Here is a 15,437-nt window from a genome sequence, read left to right as displayed (position 1 = left end):
AGTGTGACCGGGAAAGACTTCCTCGGCCGGGGGCTGGCGTTCCCGCTGCACACCGACGCGACTGGCTCGATCGCGCTGGTCGGCGGCGAGCGCGAGGTCGTCGAGAGCATCCGGCTGATCCTGGCGACCTCGCCGGGCGAACGCCCGATGCGCCCCGAGTTCGGCTGCGCGGTGCACGACCTCGTGTTCGCCCCCGCCGACGCGGCGACCGCCGGGCAGATCGCCTACGAGGTGCGCACCTCGCTGGAGCGCTGGGAGCCGCGGATCACCCTCGACGACGTCGTCGTCAGCTTCGACCAGGCCGACCGGGGCACCCTGCTGATCGACATCCGCTACCGCCTGCGCGGTACCAACGACCCGCGCAACCTCGTCTTTCCCTTCTACGTCATCCCGCCGCACGAGTCCGCCGCGCTCGATTCCCAAGCGGACGGTGCGTGATGACCCTCCCGATGCCCAACCTCGACGACCGCCGGTTCCAGGACCTGGTCGACGAAGCCAAGTACCTGGTCCAGCGCAACTGTCCGGAGTGGACCGACCACAACGTCTCCGACCCCGGCGTCACGCTGATCGAGACGTTCGCGCAGATGGTCGACCAGCTGCTCTACCGGCTCAACCGGGTGCCCGACCTGCACTACCTGCGCTTCCTCGACCTGATCGGGGTCCGGCTGTTCCCGCCCGCCGCGGCGCGGACGGACGTGACGTTCTGGCTCTCGGCCGCCCGCGACGTTCCGGTCGTCGTCGCGGCCGGCAAGCAGGTCGCGAGCGTGCGCAACGAGGTCGAGGACCCGGTGGTCTTCACCGTGGAGCGCACGCTGAACATCGTGCCGTGCTCGTTCGCGCACCTGGCGACCAGCACGGCCGACACCGGCCAGCCACCGGTCGACCGCACCGACGAACTGCTGGTCGGCGGCGGCCCGGCGGCCTTCGGCGAGACCCCGGCCCCCGGCGACGCGGTCCTGTTCGGACTGTCGGACGCCGTCCCCGGCTGCGCGGTGCTGCTGCGGCTGGACTGCGAAGTCGAGGGCCAGGGCGTCGACCCGCGCGACCCGCCGTGGCTGTGGGAGGCCTGGGACGGCACCGGCTGGGCGGCGTGCGAGGTCGACCGGGACAGCACCGCCGCGTTCAACCGGTCCGGCGACATCGTCGTGCACGTCCCGCCCGGGCACGCGATGTCGGTGCTCGCCCGGCAGCGGGCCGGCTGGCTGCGCTGCCGCCTGGTCGAGGCCAACCGGAACCAGCCGTTCTACCAGCGCTCGCCGCGGCTGCACGCGGTCGAGGCCTCGACCATCGGCGGCACGGTGGCCGCCGTGCACGCCGAGATCGTCCGCAACGAGATCGTCGGGACCTCCGACGGCACCCCCGGCCAGCGGTTCCCGCTCGGCCGTCCGCCGGTGGTCGTCGGGGACGGCGAGCTGGTCGTCGAGGTCTCGGGCCCGGACGGCTGGCAGCAGTGGACGGAGGTCCGCTCCTTCGCCGACTCCGGCCCGGACGACCGGCACGTCATGCTCGACCGCGTCGGCGGGCAGGTCGCGTTCGGGCCCGCGGTGCGCCAGCCCGAGGGCGGGCTCCGGTACTACGGGGCGTTCCCGCCCAAGTCCGCCGCGATCCGGGTGCCCGAATACCGGTCCGGGGGCGGGCGGCGCGGCAACGTCGCCCGCGAGGTCCTCGAGGTGCAGCGGGACCCGATCCCGTTCGTCAGCAGCGTGGTGAACCGCCGTCCCGCGATCGGCGGGGTGGACGGCGAGTCGGTGCAGGACGCGGCGGTCCGCGGCCCGCTGCTGCTGCGCACCCGCGACCGCGCGGTCACCGCCGAGGACTACGAGCAGCTCGCGCGCGAAGCGGCACCGGAAGCCGCCCGGGTGCGGTGCATCCCGGCGCACGGCGCCGACGGCCGCGAGACCGGCGCGATCCGGGTCCTCGTCGTCCCGGCGGTGCCCGACACCGGCGAACTCGCCTTCGCCACCCTGATGCTCGAAGCCGGCATGCGCGGCCGCATCGAGCGCCACCTCGGCGAACGCCGCTGCGTGGGTGCGCTCGTGTCCGTGGAACCGCCGTTCTACCAGGGCGTCACGGTGGTCGCGCGGCTGCGGGCCCGGCGCCGGACGACGGCCGGCACGCTGGGCGCCCGGGCGAGCCAGGCCCTCTACGACTACTTCAACCCGATCAGCGGCGGCCCGGACGGCGACGGCTGGCCGTTCGGGCGCCCGGTGCAGTCGGGGGAGGTGTTCGCGGTGCTGCAGCGGCTTCCCGGGGTCGAGCTGGTGGAGGACGTGCGTCTGTTCGCCGCGAACCCGATCACCCGCGAACGCGGCGAGCAGGTCGACCGGCTCGACCTGCCGCCCAACGCGCTGGCGTTCTCGTTCGGGCACCAGGTCCGGGTCCGGGAGGCGGGCGCATGAGGACGGGGATCCCGGGGCTGCCGAGCCCGCACCCGATCGGCGAGCAGCTGCCCTCGGTGTACGCCGAGGACCGGTTCGTGCAGGGCTTCACCGGCGCGCTCGACGAAGTCCTCGCCCCGGTCATCTCCACTTTGGACAATTTTTCGGGCTACCTCGACCCGGGTGTGGCGCCCGCCGACTTCGTCGGCTGGCTGGCCCACTGGGTCGCGCTGGGCGTCGACGAGAGCTGGCACCCGGACCAGCTGCGGCAGCTGGTCACCCGCTCGGTCGAGCTGCACCGGTGGCGCGGCACGCGCCGCGGCCTCACCGAGCACGTGCGGCTGCTGACCGGCGGCGCGGTCGAAGTGACCGACAGCGGCGGGGTCGTCGCCGACCCGCAACCGGGCGCGCCGCTGCCGGATCCGGGACCGCCGTGGGTGCAGGTGCGCGTGCGGGTGCCGGACCCGGCCCGGGTCGACGTGCGCCGGCTGACGGCGACGGTCGTGGATGCGGTGCCCGCCCACGTGCGGGTCACGGTGGAAGTGCTGGAGGGCTAGCGGATGGTCATCTACGCGGAGTGCGGGCACCAGGGGCCCGCCGACGTCGAGTTCTGCGGCGAATGCGGCCGCTACCTGAAGTGGGACGACGACGGCCCGGTCGCGGTGCGGTCGCAGCCGGTGGTGCAGCAACAGCAGCAGCAACAGCAGCAGGTCGTGCAGCCCGCCGAGCCGATCGCCCCGGTCCGGCAGCCGGTGCAGCAGACCGTGGAGGAGCAAATCCTCAACCCGGGTGACCTGATCTGCGGCCGGTGCGGCAAGGGCAACGCGCCGGCCCGGAACTTCTGCAGTCGCTGCGGGGCGTCCCTGGCCGAGTCCGAGGTCGTCAAGACGTCGTGGTGGCGGCGGTTGTTCGGCCGCAAGCCGAAGGAGCTCAAGGCGGGGGCGCGGCCCGGCAAGGACGGCGTCCGCCGCCGGACCGGCCGGACCGGGGCCGCGCGCCGGACCGTGGGCAAGGTGCTCCGCCGGGCCATCGCGATGGCGCTGATCTTCTCGGCGCTGATCTACGCGCTGTACCAGCCGTTCCGCGGCGCGATCAACACCGCGGCGGTGGGGCTGTGGAGCCAGGTCACCGGCATCTTCGAGGCGAAGCTGAACCCGATCCACCCGATCAAGGTGACCGCGACCGCGCAATCGAACGGCCACGCGGCACCGCTGGTGACCGACAACGCCAAGAACACGTTCTGGTCGGCCCCCGGCGACCGGGAACAGGTGCTGGTGTTCACCTTCGACCACCCGGCCGACCTGCGGAAGGCGATCGTGTACTCCGGTGACGCGGCGAACTTCCCGGCCGCGCACCGGCCGCAGAAGCTGCACCTGGTGTTCTCCACCGGCAAGACCTACGACATGGTGCTGGCCGACACGCCGGACGCCCAGGAAGTCCCGATCGAGAACAGCGCCGGCGCCACGAGCGTCGAGCTGCACGTGACCGGGCTGTACCGCTCGCTCAACGGCACGGACGTCGCGATCTCCGAGATCGAGCTGTTCGAAGCCGGCTGAGTCACCGAAGTCATTTTTTGGGGAGGACCGACCATGCGCGCGAACCGAGCGGTGGCGGGCATCGCGGTCGTCGCGGTGCTCGGCGGCTGGGCGCTCAGCGGAGCGCTCGCGCCGACCGAGGCACAGGCGCCGGCACCGGTGGCCTCGCCGTACCGCGTCGGGTACGTCAGCGAGGCCACCACCGGCCTGTACCAGGCGACCGGCGAAGGTGCGGAACCGGCGCTGCCCCGTGCCGTCGGCGGCGTCGACTCCGACGCGTCCGCGGGCACCGGGGGCATCGTGTGGGTGAGCCACCGCGCCGCGGCCGCCGGTGGCGCCGAGCGGGACGGCGAGCTGTGGTTCCTCCGCGACGGCGCCCCGACGGCGCTGCAGCTGACTAACGACGACGCCGTCGACCTCCACCCGGCGCTCTCGCCGGACGGCCGCACGGTTGCGTTCGCCTCCGAACGCACCGGCAGCCGGAAGCTCTTCGTGATCGGCGTGGACGGCCGCGGCCTCCGCCAGGTGACGTCCGGCCCGGCCACCGACGACTCGCCGAGCTGGTCGCCCGACGGCACCCGCCTGGCCTTCAGCAGCACCCGCGACGACCCGGCCGGGGACATCTACACCGTCGGAGTCGACGGCGGGACACCGGCGCGGCTGACCACCGACCCGGCCGCCGACACCCAGCCCGCGTGGGGCCCGGCGCGGATCGCGTTCACCACGACCCGCTTCCACCCGGCCGGCGACGTGGTGCTGATGGCCGAAGCGGGCGGCGCGGTCACCCGGGCCGTCCCCGACCCCGGGGATTCGTCCGAGCCGGCGTGGTCGCCCGACGGCCGCCTGGCCTTCACGACCCGCGCCAAGGACCCCTCCGGTGACGTCAGGCAGATCGTGGGCGAGACGGTGACGGACATCTCGGCGCTGAAGGACATCGGCGAGACCGAGCCGACCTTCCGCTCGGACGGCCGTCCGGTGTTCACCGAGCTGCGGGCGAGCGGCACCACGGACATCTGGAGCGCGGACGCGGCCGGCGGCGACCGCCGGGACCTCACGAACCGGCCGGGCGCCGACGAGTTCGACCCCGCGTTTTCCGCCGACGGCTCGCAGCTGGCCTACACCCAGGGCGGTCGCGGCGATTCGGTGGCGACCGAGATCATCGTGGCGAACGCCGACGGCAGCGGACCCCGACCCCTGACCGGCCCGACGGACGGGACCAAGCGCGAGCGGCACCCCGCCTGGTCGCCGGACGCCACCGCGATCGCGTTCACCGTCACCGTGGGCGGCGGCGAAAGCAGCCGGGACGTCGTCCGGATCGCCCGCGTCGCGGACGGCCGCATCCTGGGCGAAATCCCGATCCCGCCGTACCTGTCCGGCAACGACTCGCAGCCGGTGTGGTCGGCCGACGGCACGAAGGTCACGCTGACGCGGGCGGCCTCGCGGATCGCGCCGCCGCCGCCGGGCCGGGTGGACCCGTCGGTGGTCGACATCCCGGTGGGGCAGGGCTCGTCGGCGGCGATCGAAAAGAAGGTGCCGACCGACAAGGTGCCTGCCAAGCCGGACATCGTGCTGCTGATGGACCAGACCAGCTCGATGGGCGACGCGCTGGCGGCCATGAAGGCGAGCCTGACCCAGGTCATGACCACCATCAGCACGGCGCAGCCGGACGCCCAGTACGCCGCCGTGGCGTTCGGCGACCGCGACGACGTGGCCGACAAGAACAACCCCAACGGCCGTCTGTTCCAGGTGCAGCGGGACCTGACGAAGGACCAGGCCGCGATCACGAAGGCCTTCGAGAACATCACCATCGGCGGCGGGATCGACACCCCGGAGGACTGGATCTACGCCCTGGACCGCCTCGCCACCGGCGCGGTCACCTTCCGGCCGGACAGCAGCCGGATCATCGTGCTGGTCGGCGACGCACCCAGCCACGACCCGAGTGGCGACCACCTGCACCACGACCAGGGCGTGACGCTCACCCAGGCGATCGAGCACCTGAAGGCGCAGGGCATCCGGGTGGTCGGGGTGTCGGCCGCGGGCAGCGGCGGTGGCCTGGACAGCGACCCGGCCCACCAGGCGACCCAGGTGACGACCGCGACCGACGGCGTGCTGGCCAGCACGGACCCGGCCAACATCAGCGCCGTGATCACCGAGAAGATCGGCGACCTGCGGGTGAAGGTGCAGCCGGTGCCGTTCTGCGACCCGGGGCTGACCCTGACGTTCACCCCCGAAGGAACGCAGCAGGTGCCGGGCGGGACGACCGCGAACTTCACCGAATTCGCGGCCGTCGCGCCCACCGCGCCACTCGGGGCCTTCCTGCACTGCCGGGTCGAGTTCCGGCTGGCGGGCGAGTCCACCGTGCGGGCCGGCTACACCGAGGACGTCACCGTCCGGGTCAAGGACCCGCGGCTGCCGCTGATCACCCTGCACGACAAGACCGTCACCGGCACCGCGCCCACGGTCGTCGAATACCCCGTGACCGCGATCGACGCCGACCGCGAAACCCGGCTCACACCGTTCTGCTCACCGTCGTCCGGCAGCCTCTTCCCGGTCGGTGCGACGACCGTGACCTGCACCGCGACCGGGCGGGGCGGCACGGCCACCGAGTCCGCCGTGGTGTCGGTCGACCCCGGCGGGGAGTACCGGCAGGAGCTGTGGCAGGTCGCGCTCGCCGCCGGGCCGGACAGCGTGGTCCCCGGCACCCAGCGGAACCTTTCGCCGTCGTTCGGAACGCCGTGCGGCGTGGGACGGCAGGGTTCGGCGGACGTTTCGCCGGACGGCGCCGCGCTCGTGTTCCAGAACGACCGCAGCCAGCTCTGCGTGGCACCCGCCGACGGCGGCCGCGCCCGGGTCCTGGTGCAGTCCGGCGACGAGGGCGAATCCTTGAACGATCCCGCCTGGTCACCGGACGGCACGCTGGTCGCCTACGACAGCGCGTTCTCCGAATCGGTGCCGAGCATCCTGATCGTGCCGTCGGCCGGGGGCACCCCGAGGCCGCTGATCGACGGACCGGGCGGTGCCGGGCAACCGGCGTTCCAGCGGGTCGCCGACGTCGGGGTGACCGCCACCGCCGTCCCGGCCGCCATCCCGTTCTCCGGGCTCACGACGTTCGAGTTCGTGGTCACCAACCACGGCGTCGCCGCGGCGCCCGGGGTCGGCCTGTTCGTGCGGCTGACCGCCGGGTTGCGGCCGCAGGCGCCGATCACCAGCGCGGGCACCTGCACGCCGGACCTCGTCTGCGCCTTGGGCACGCTCGCGCCGGGTGCGCAGGCGCGGGTGCGGTTCAGCGCCACCGGCGCCGAACCCGGGCCGCAGGCCGCGACCGGCACGGTCACCACGGCGGGCCAGGACGCCGACGCGCGGGACAACTCCGCCACGGCCGTGGTCACCGTCGGCGAGAAGCCGGTGCCGCCGGTCACGCAGGGATCGCTGTCGGTGGGCCTGGCGGTGTCGGCGGTGCCGCTGTTCGTCGGCGGTGACGACGTCGTGCTGACCTTCCTGGTGCACAACGGATCCGGGGCACCGATGCCGGACGTCCGCCTGGTCACCCAGCTGCCACCGCAGCTGCCCGCGACCTCCGTGTCGCCGGGGTGCGCGCCGGGCGGCGGCAGCTGTGCGCTCGGGACGCTGGCGCCCGGCCAGACCGTCGAGATCCGGATCGCGCTGGCGGCCAAGGCCGCGGCGGACACCCCGGTGGCCGGCACGGTCAGCACCAGCGGGCCGGACACCGACCCCCGCGACAACACGGCCTCCGCGCGAGTGGTGATCCGCCAGCCGGTGGTCACCGTGGACCCGGGCGTCGGCCCGCTGGGCTCGGTCCCGCGCGTGACGGGCACGGACTTCCCGCCGGGCGCGACCGTCGGGCTGGCGTGGTCGGCCGGGATCTCCGAGACCCCGGGCCTGGCGACCGTGGGTGTCGACGGGAAGTTCGAGGCGCAGTTCCTGATCTTCCACCACGACCTGACCGGGCCGCGGACGGTGTCGGTGACCTCGGTGAGCGGGCCGAAGTTCGGGACGGCACAGTCGAACCCGATCCTGGTGGTCCTGCGCACCGAACAACCCCCGTTCATCACGCGCGGCTGAGCCACGGTCGCGCTGCAGTGAATGACTCATTCCTGGCGTCCGACGCCAGGAATGAGTCATTCACTGCGTTCGGGACCGCTGCCCGTAGGGGCAACCACCGGCGCACGGCCGCACACCCGTCCGCTGGTGCCGGATCCGCACCACGAAAGGGAGACTTCGGCGCATGGGAGCAACGGCGACGCTGTCCGAGGCCGGCCTGGTCGCGGAACCCGGCCAGGAGACCAGCTGCACGGTGACCGTCCGGAACGCCGGGCAGGTCGTCGACCAGTTCGCGATCGACGTGGTCGGCGACGCGAGTGGCTGGGCCACTGCGGAACCCGCGACGGTCAACCTGATGCCGGGGGAGACCGGGACGGTCACCGTGCGGTTCGCGCCGCCGCGGTCCTCCGACGTCCCCGCCGGGACGATCCCCTTCGGGGTGCGGGTGTTCTCGAGCGAGGACCCCGCCGGCTCGGTCGTCGAGGAGGGCACCGTCGAGCTCGGCGCCTTCACCGAGGTGACCGCCGAGATCGTGCCGGCCAAGGTGGAGGGCAGCTCCAAGGCCGACTTCGAGGTCGCCGTCGACAACCGCGGCAACCGGCCGGTGGCGGTCGAGCTGAGCCCGCTGGACCCCGAAGACGAACTCGACTTCCGGCTCGAGCGCGACCGGGCCGAGCTGGCGCCGGGCACCGCCGCGTTCATCCGGATGCGCACCCGGCCGCGGAAGCGCTTCCTGCGCGGGCAACCCGTCCGGCACCGCTTCCAGGTGTTCGTCGTCGCCGACGGGGCCGAGCCGCTCAAGACCGAGGGCACCATGGTGCAGCGGCAGCTGCTGCCGAAGTGGCTGCTGCCCGTGCTCGCCGCGTTGCTCATCCTGCTGCTCGCGCTGGTGACGCTGTGGTTCACCGTGCTGCGGCCCGCGGTCAAGTCGGCCGCCCGCGAGGCTGCCGAAGAGCAGAACCACGAGATCGTGAAGGCGGCGCAGGACGCCGGCGCCGGGGCGGACCAGGCGAAGAAGAACGCCGACCAGGCCAAGCAGAACTCCGAACAGGCGATGAAAGCCGTCGGCCTGACCCCACCGGGTGACGCGTCGGCGGCTCCCGGCACCGGCGCCGGTCCCGGGACGCCACCCCCGACCCGCGTCTCGAACGCCGCGGCCGACGGGACACCGACGGACTTCCGGGTGGCCGCGGACGCGAAGACCGACTCGAACGTCAACCGGTTCGCCGAATTCCCCTACACCCTGCCGGACGCCACCAAGACGCTGGTGATCACCGACCTCATCCTGCAGAACCCGCGCGGTGACGCCGGAACCCTGCGGCTGCTGCGGGATTCCGGCGGCACCAAGACCGTGCTGCTGGAGGTGGGGCTCTCGAACTTCCGCGACCTCGACCACCACTGGCTGCAGGCCTGGCGCTTCCAGCCGGGTGACAAGATCGTGCTCGCGGTCAGCTGCCAGAACCCGGCCGACCGGGGCCACTGCACCCCGTCGGTCTCCTTCTCCGGCCGGGTCGAGTGAGCCGTGCTAGATCAGCCCTTCGCGCATGGCGAACGCCACCGCGTGGGCGCGGTTGCGGAGCTGGAAGCGGTTGGTGATGTCGTGCAGGATCGACTTCACCGTCCGCTCCGAGTAGCTCAGCTGGTCGGCGATCTCCTTGGTCTCGAAGCCGTCGGCGACCAGCCGCAGCACCCGGGTTTCCCGCTGGGACATCCCGGCGAGGTCCCAGCCGTTCGGGCGCAGCACGTCCCGCTGCAGCCGGGACACCCGCGACAGCAGGCGGCCCAGCAGGTCGGGCGGCAGCGCGCCTTCGCCGACGGCCGCGGCTTTGACCAGCCGCACCAGCGTGTCCGGGGTGGCGTCGGCCCGGCGGATGATCGCCGACACGCCGTTGCCCACGACGTCCAGCAGCTCCGAGTCCTCCACCTCCCCGGCGACCAGGACGACGCCCGTGTGGCCGGCGCACTGGAGGCTGCGCAGCAGCTGGCGGGCTTGTTCGTTCAGCCGCTCCACGATGACCAGCACCACGGCGGGCTCGCCGGAGTCCTCGTCGGCGAAGCGGATTTCGGGACGTGACCGCAGTGCGGCCGTGACGCCCGCGTGGGTGATGGTGTCGGTGGCGTGCAACAGCACGGGAACCTGGTCGGTGATCATCGGTGAGGCCCTCCCTCGAACGACGTCGGATCGTTCCACCCCCAAGGATCGCGGTGCGGACGCCCGCCGAACAGGGACATGGAGTCCCGACCTGTCCCGCTTTCCTTACTCCGATCGGGCAATGCCGGCCTCTTTGGCCTTGGCGATGGCCTGGCTCCGGTCGGTGACCCGGAGCTTGCGGAAGATGTGGGACACGTGGTTGCGCACGGTCTTCTGGCTCAGCACCAGCTCTTCGGCGATCGAGGCGTTGCCCATGCCCCGCGCGACGAGCCGCAAGATCTCCTGCTCGCGCAGGGTGAGCCGCGGGAACGACTCGTCGCGCGGGGTCGCCGTCCCCAGCAGCGACAGCACCCGGGTCGCGATCGCCGGGCTGAAGATGGCTTCGCCGTCACCGATCACCCGGACCGCGCGGATGATCTGCTCGTTGCGCGCGCCCTTGAGCAGGTAGCCGCGGGCGCCCGCGCGCATCGCGGCGAACACCGCGGCCTCGTTCTCGAACATGGTCAGCATGAGCACGCCGGTGTGCGGGCTCGCGCTCACGATCCGCCGCGTCGCCTCGATCCCGTCCAGGTCCGGGAGGTTCAGGTCCATCAGGACGACGTCGGGTTCCAGCCGGCCGGCGTCGGTGACCGCGGTCAGGCCGTCGGCCGCCTCGCCGGCGACCTCCATGCCGTCGGTGGCGTCGAGCATCGCGCAGAGCGCCGCGCGGAAGACGGGGTGGTCGTCCACCACGAGGACACGCAGGGAACCGAACACCGCCTCACTTCCCCGCGGCGAGCGGCAGCCAGGCGGCGATCCGCGTGCCACCGGAGGAAACCGGCTCGACCCGGCAGCCGCCGCCGAGGTCGCCGGCGCGTTCCCGCATCGACCGCAGCCCGCTCCCGCCGACGTCGGGCAACGCCCCGCCGTCGGTGCCGACGCCGTCGTCGACGATCTCCACGTGCAGGTCGCCGTCCAGCGGCCAGAGGTGCACGGTGCACTCCCGCGCCCCGGAGTGGCGGGCGACGTTCACCAGCGCCTCGCGGATGATCCGGTAGGCGGTGACCTCGACCTCCGCCGACAGCGGCGGCAGCTCGCCGCGCACCTCGACCCCGACCCGCAGCGGCCCGTGTTCGGCGGGCACCCGCCCGGTCAGCGTGGCGGCGTACCGCCGCACGGCCAGGACCAGCCCGGCCTCGTCGAGGGCAGGCGGCCGCGCGTCGGCCACGATCCGCCGCAGGTCGGTGATCGCGCCGTAGAGCTCGTCTTCGAGCCGGGCCAGCAGGTGCTCGGTGGCTGCCCGGTCCCGCCCGATCAGGTCCCGGGCGGCGCGCAGCCCCAGCACGGCGGCGGTGAGCGTCGGCCCGAGACCGTCGTGCAGATCGTGGAGCACCCGTTTCAGCCGGTCTTCGTACCCCGCGGGTCGACCGACGTCGGCGACCACGAATGTCCGGCGCATGTTCTCCCCGTCCGCCAGAAATGGTCCGGAACCCCCTTTCGCGAACCGGGGTACCAGCTCTCGTGCGGGTAGCCCAGCCGGCTGCTCCATTTCGCGTAGCGGGATGGTCACCCGCTGTACTAATCGCCGCATCCTGCCCCGGCGTTTCATTCCGAACCGTCGCCACAGGTCACGGTATGGTCCCGATGCGGAAACGCTCGTAACGGTGCAGGTCCACGTGATGATCCGGTTGGCCCAGTGCCGGCGGGCCGTCAAAAACCATTCATGAACTGCGCGGGGAACCGGTGGAAATTCGACAAAGCCGGGACGCTGCACTTTCGGGAAGTCGCACGGCGGATGGAGCAGAAGACGGCGGACAATTGGCGGTATGGCAACAGGGCCGGGTGGCCGTTTCGTTTCTCCTGCTGTTTCGCGGGCCGGGGGAGCCCGCCGTTCACCCGCGGATCTCGGCGGGGCCGGACACGGGGAGCTCGACGAGCTGGGTAACGGCACCGGCGTCGGCCGTGCTGTGCCGGACCAGTTCGGTGAAGAACCGGGCCACGTGGCCGGTCGCCAGGTGCGCCCGGAAGGCGTCGGTGTCGTCGTAGATCTCGTAGAGGTGAAAGGTCCCCGGCTCGGCGGCCTCGCGGAACGACCGGAACTCCCGGCAGCCGGGCTCGCGCCGCACCGCGGCGGTCAGGGTCGCGATGGCGGCGGCCAGCTGCTCCTCGTGGCCGGGGATCGCCCGGACGACGGCCACCATCGGCCGTTCCCCGGGCGGCAGGTCGTCGCCGACGTCGGGCATGAACCGCCGGTCGCCGGTGCTCACGGGACCACGACCGGCGTTCCGGGCAACGCCAGCCGGACGGGGATCTCCGGGGCGATGCGGGCCACCGCGTCGGCGTAGTGGCGCGGGTCCTGGTCGCCCTTGGTGATCATCCGGTCGCCCAGGCGGCCGCTGTGGAAGGCGTAGTGGTGCGGTACCGCCAACGCCGGCTTCAGCGCCGCGGTCAGGCCGGCCGCCTCCTCGGCGTCCATCACCACCTGCTCGAGGTGCATCGGCCGGATGCACAGGCCGTTCGTCGGCAGGATGGCCAGGTCGACGGGGCCGAACCGGTCCGGGATCGTGTCGAGCTCCGGGACCCGCAGCGAGTCGCCGCCGAAGAAGACCGTGCGGCCGCCGGCCTGGATGACGAACGTGACCTCGTGGACGCCGTGCTTGCCCGGCGTGGCCGTCACCGTGAGGTCGCCGACCGTCGCGGCTTCCCACGCTTCGACGACGCGGACGTCGCGGAAACCCTTGTCCCGCGCGATGGCCGCCACCGTGCCCGGCCCGATCAACGGGGTGCCGAGGTCGAAGCCGCCGTCGACGAGGCCGTCGAGGTCGCAGTGGTCGTAGTGCTCGTGGCTGACCACGACCGCGTCGACAGAGCCCAGGCCGGCGACGGTCGAGGCGACCGGTTCCCCTTGGTAGTAGGTCGGGGCCTGGGTGAACCACGGGTCGGTCAGGACGCGGATCCCGCCGATTTCGATCAGCTGGCAGGCGTGCCCGATGCGGGTCACGCTCAACGAAGTGGGCATGCTGGTTCTCCTGTGTCAGTTGCCGAGGTCGAGCAGGGCGCCGAGCAGTTCCTCGGGCGTCTCCATCTGCGGCAGGTGGCCGGTGCGGGGGAGCAGGGTGAACGTCGACAGCGGAATGGCGTCGGCGAAGGCCTTTCCGTACCCCGGTCCGGCGATGCCGTCGCTTTCGCCCCAGATCACGTGCACGGGGAGGTCGAGCTCGCCGAGCCGCTTGGCGAGCGTCGGGTCGGCCATGGCCGGGCCGGTGTAGCCGATCAGGGCCTGCACGTCCGGGCTCGGCCCGGTACCCCCGCCCGCCGGCGGCACCGGAGCCTTGCTCGGGTCGTGGTAGGACAGGGCCCGGATTTCCGGCAGGGTCATGGTGCTGATGTCGGTCAGCGGGTGCCCTTCGGCTTCGATGCCGATCCCGTCGACGATCACCGCGCCGCTGACCCGCGGGCTCTTCTGGAGGGCGATCTCGGCGGCCAGCCAGCCGCCGAAGGAGTTGCCGAGCACCGTGACGTCGGTGAGGTCGAGCTGATCCAGCAGGTCGACGTACAGCCGGGCCAGTTCGGTCACGCCGGTCAGGGTGTCGGCCTTCGGGGTGCCGGCGAAGCCCGGGTGCGTGGGCAGCAGCACCCGCGAGTGGGTGCGTTCGGCGAGCAGGTCGGCGAAACCGGCCATCGTCGCGACGCCGCCGCCTCCGTGGAGCAGCAGGAAGGGCCGGGTGCGGTCGCGGTCCTGGAGGGTCACCTCGACGGGGCCGAGGGTGCGGGTTTCGGTACGGGTGGGCCGGAGCGAGCCGGCCGCGGGGAGTGTCGTCATGGTTCCTTCTCGGTCTCGGTGTTGGTACCTAAGGAACCTTATATAAGGTTGTTTAGATAAGCAAGCTGACCTCGATGAGTTAGGGTGACGCCATGAAGTACCGTCCCGGCGACGTCTCCCTGGCCGTCAAACGCCTGCAGTACCGCCACCACCGCGCGCTGAGCCGCGCGCTCGCGCCACTGGGGCTTTCACTCGTGCAGTGGGACACCCTGCGCCACCTGCACCGCCGTCCGGACGCTTCGCTGCACGAACTCGCGGTGCTGACCTTCCAGACCGACCAGTCCTTCGGTTCGCTCGCGACCCGGATGGCCGAGCGCGGCCTCATCGAACGCGTCCCCGGCCCGGGCCGCGCGGTCCGGCACCGGCTGACACCGGAAGGCGCGCGGCTGCGCGCCGAAGGCCAGGACCTCGTCGACGGCATCGCCGAGTCGTCGTTCCGCGACCTCTCGCAGGCCGAGCTCGACCAGCTGGGGGAGCTGTTGGACCGCGCTTTGGGACCGGACCCGACCGCTTAGACCGGTCGGCGACGAGCCGGACGGAGGAGAGTTCGGAGGCGTCAGCGACTTCGCCGAGTACTAAGAAAAATGTATAACGTCATATACGGTGCGGGTGATTCAGCGAAATTCATGACCAAAAGCACTGACCAAACCGCATCGACCGCCCCGGGCGGTCAGCCGGTGACCTTCCGGGCCACCCCGCCGTAGAGCTGCGTGTTGGTGTACGGGTCGTCCGAGACGTCGCCCGGGCCGCCCGGGCGCCACAGTGCGCAGCCGACCAGGCCCGGTTCGATCAGCTGGAAGTCGCCGAACATCGTCTCGACTTCGCCGTAGGTGCGGGTGGTGGCCTGGTCTTGGCCCCTGGCCTGGTTGAACGTGCCCACGAGGCTGTTCATCCGGTTGCCTTCCTGGTCGCTGACCATGTGCGAGATCGCCAGGTAGCTGCCGGCCGGAAGGCGGCGGCGGTACTCGTCGAGCAGCGCGTGCGGCTCGGCGGCGTCCGGGATCCAGTGCAGCATCGCCACCATCAGCAGGCCGATCGGTTCGCCGAAGTCGAGCCGGCGCACCTCCGGGTCGGCGAAGACCCCGTTCGGGTTCGTGAAGTCGCCGTGTGCGATCGTGGCGTGTTCGCTGGTGCGCAGCAGCATCTTGCTGTGTGCGACGGCGATGGGGTCGCGGTCGACGTAGACGACCCGGCACCGCGGGTCGATTTCGCCGGCGATCTGGTGGACGTTGCCCACGGTGGGGATGCCGGAGCCGATGTCGAGGAACTGCCGGATACCGAGGCTCATCAGCGTGCGGACGACGCGGCCGAGGAACGCGCGGTTGAGCCGGGCGACGTCGCGGATGCCGGGCATGACCTTCTCGGCCTGTTCGGCGGCCTCCCGGTCGGCCTGGAAATTGTGCGCGCCGCCCAGAAGATAGTCGTAGGTGCGGGAACTGCTGGGTTTCGTCGTGTCGATACCCGGAGGAACCCATTCCTCTTGCCGGTGTTGTGTCATCGTGTCCACC

Annotated in this window: 14 protein-coding genes; 7 read left to right on the top strand and 7 right to left on the bottom strand. The window is 72.2% G+C overall.

Annotation, left to right across the window (positions count from 1 at the left end; genetic code table 11):
- The first annotated feature begins 3 nt into the window (after positions 1-3).
- The 6 genes from ISP_RS25180 (at position 4) to ISP_RS25155 (ending at position 9,494) form a co-directional block, all read left to right on the top strand.
- Positions 4-438: a GPW/gp25 family protein gene (locus tag ISP_RS25180; protein WP_013226665.1), complete on the top strand. Its 435-nt coding sequence runs from the start codon at positions 4-6 to the stop codon at positions 436-438.
- The gene (locus tag ISP_RS25175) at positions 438-2,399 is read left to right on the top strand and encodes a putative baseplate assembly protein (protein ID WP_013226664.1); all 1,962 of its coding nucleotides are present in this window, start codon (positions 438-440) and stop codon (positions 2,397-2,399) included. The genes ISP_RS25180 and ISP_RS25175 overlap by 1 nt, the downstream gene beginning before the upstream one ends.
- Positions 2,396-2,935 carry a phage tail protein gene (locus ISP_RS25170; RefSeq protein WP_013226663.1) on the top strand — a complete coding sequence of 180 codons (540 nt, stop codon included), beginning with the start codon at positions 2,396-2,398 and terminating at the stop codon, positions 2,933-2,935. The genes ISP_RS25175 and ISP_RS25170 overlap by 4 nt, the downstream gene beginning before the upstream one ends.
- A gap of 3 nt (positions 2,936-2,938) precedes the next feature.
- Positions 2,939-3,934 carry a zinc ribbon domain-containing protein gene (locus ISP_RS25165; protein WP_013226662.1) on the top strand — a complete coding sequence of 332 codons (996 nt, stop codon included), beginning with the start codon at positions 2,939-2,941 and terminating at the stop codon, positions 3,932-3,934.
- Positions 3,935-3,967: 33 nt separating this feature from the next.
- The gene (locus ISP_RS25160) at positions 3,968-7,996 is read left to right on the top strand and encodes a VWA domain-containing protein (protein ID WP_013226661.1); all 4,029 of its coding nucleotides are present in this window, start codon (positions 3,968-3,970) and stop codon (positions 7,994-7,996) included.
- Between the two features lie 163 nt (positions 7,997-8,159).
- On the top strand, positions 8,160-9,494 hold the full coding sequence (locus tag ISP_RS25155; protein WP_013226660.1) for a COG1470 family protein: 1,335 nt from the start codon (positions 8,160-8,162) through the stop codon (positions 9,492-9,494).
- A gap of 6 nt (positions 9,495-9,500) precedes the next feature.
- On the opposite strand, the gene ISP_RS25150 is transcribed toward ISP_RS25155, so the two are convergent.
- The 6 genes from ISP_RS25150 to ISP_RS25125 form a co-directional block, all read right to left on the bottom strand.
- Positions 9,501-10,127, bottom strand: coding sequence for a response regulator transcription factor (locus ISP_RS25150; RefSeq protein WP_013226659.1), 627 nt, complete (start codon positions 10,125-10,127; stop codon positions 9,501-9,503).
- A gap of 105 nt (positions 10,128-10,232) precedes the next feature.
- On the bottom strand, positions 10,233-10,883 hold the full coding sequence (locus ISP_RS25145; RefSeq protein WP_013226658.1) for a response regulator: 651 nt from the start codon (positions 10,881-10,883) through the stop codon (positions 10,233-10,235).
- Between the two features lie 4 nt (positions 10,884-10,887).
- Positions 10,888-11,565: a sensor histidine kinase gene (locus ISP_RS25140; RefSeq protein WP_013226657.1), complete on the bottom strand. Its 678-nt coding sequence runs from the start codon at positions 11,563-11,565 to the stop codon at positions 10,888-10,890.
- Between the two features lie 433 nt (positions 11,566-11,998).
- The gene (locus ISP_RS25135) at positions 11,999-12,373 is read right to left on the bottom strand and encodes a putative quinol monooxygenase (RefSeq protein ID WP_013226656.1); all 375 of its coding nucleotides are present in this window, start codon (positions 12,371-12,373) and stop codon (positions 11,999-12,001) included.
- On the bottom strand, positions 12,370-13,125 hold the full coding sequence (locus ISP_RS25130; RefSeq protein ID WP_013226655.1) for an MBL fold metallo-hydrolase: 756 nt from the start codon (positions 13,123-13,125) through the stop codon (positions 12,370-12,372). The genes ISP_RS25135 and ISP_RS25130 overlap by 4 nt, the downstream gene beginning before the upstream one ends.
- A gap of 15 nt (positions 13,126-13,140) precedes the next feature.
- The gene (locus ISP_RS25125) at positions 13,141-13,929 is read right to left on the bottom strand and encodes an alpha/beta fold hydrolase (protein ID WP_013226654.1); all 789 of its coding nucleotides are present in this window, start codon (positions 13,927-13,929) and stop codon (positions 13,141-13,143) included.
- Between the two features lie 92 nt (positions 13,930-14,021).
- Here ISP_RS25125 and ISP_RS25120 point away from each other — a divergent pair, with 92 nt between their 5' ends.
- On the top strand, positions 14,022-14,444 hold the full coding sequence (locus tag ISP_RS25120) for a MarR family winged helix-turn-helix transcriptional regulator (protein ID WP_013226653.1): 423 nt from the start codon (positions 14,022-14,024) through the stop codon (positions 14,442-14,444).
- 155 nt (positions 14,445-14,599) lie between these two features.
- Here the strand turns inward: ISP_RS25120 and ISP_RS25115 are convergent, their stop codons facing one another.
- Positions 14,600-15,427, bottom strand: a complete 828-nt coding sequence (locus tag ISP_RS25115) for an SAM-dependent methyltransferase (protein ID WP_013226652.1) — start codon at positions 15,425-15,427, stop codon at positions 14,600-14,602.
- Positions 15,428-15,437 lie beyond the last annotated feature (10 nt).

It is taken from the genome of Amycolatopsis mediterranei (genome assembly GCF_026017845.1).
Lineage (GTDB): Bacteria > Actinomycetota > Actinomycetes > Mycobacteriales > Pseudonocardiaceae > Amycolatopsis > Amycolatopsis mediterranei.
This window is presented reverse-complemented; position numbering and strand designations above follow the sequence as displayed.

Bases quoted from the DNA above. Each gene is read 5' to 3' on its own strand.
- ISP_RS25140 (WP_013226657.1), bottom strand. From the start codon at position 11,565: ATGCGCCGGACATTCGTGGTCGCCGACGTCGGTCGACCCGCGGGGTAC.
- ISP_RS25115 (WP_013226652.1), bottom strand. From the start codon at position 15,427: ATGACACAACACCGGCAAGAGGAATGGGTTCCTCCGGGTATCGACACG.
- ISP_RS25155 (WP_013226660.1), top strand. From the start codon at position 8,160: ATGGGAGCAACGGCGACGCTGTCCGAGGCCGGCCTGGTCGCGGAACCC.
- ISP_RS25150 (WP_013226659.1), bottom strand. From the start codon at position 10,127: ATGATCACCGACCAGGTTCCCGTGCTGTTGCACGCCACCGACACCATC.
- ISP_RS25170 (WP_013226663.1), top strand. From the start codon at position 2,396: ATGAGGACGGGGATCCCGGGGCTGCCGAGCCCGCACCCGATCGGCGAG.
- ISP_RS25120 (WP_013226653.1), top strand. From the start codon at position 14,022: ATGAAGTACCGTCCCGGCGACGTCTCCCTGGCCGTCAAACGCCTGCAG.
- ISP_RS25165 (WP_013226662.1), top strand. From the start codon at position 2,939: ATGGTCATCTACGCGGAGTGCGGGCACCAGGGGCCCGCCGACGTCGAG.
- ISP_RS25175 (WP_013226664.1), top strand. From the start codon at position 438: ATGACCCTCCCGATGCCCAACCTCGACGACCGCCGGTTCCAGGACCTG.
- ISP_RS25130 (WP_013226655.1), bottom strand. From the start codon at position 13,125: ATGCCCACTTCGTTGAGCGTGACCCGCATCGGGCACGCCTGCCAGCTG.
- ISP_RS25160 (WP_013226661.1), top strand. From the start codon at position 3,968: ATGCGCGCGAACCGAGCGGTGGCGGGCATCGCGGTCGTCGCGGTGCTC.
- ISP_RS25125 (WP_013226654.1), bottom strand. From the start codon at position 13,929: ATGACGACACTCCCCGCGGCCGGCTCGCTCCGGCCCACCCGTACCGAA.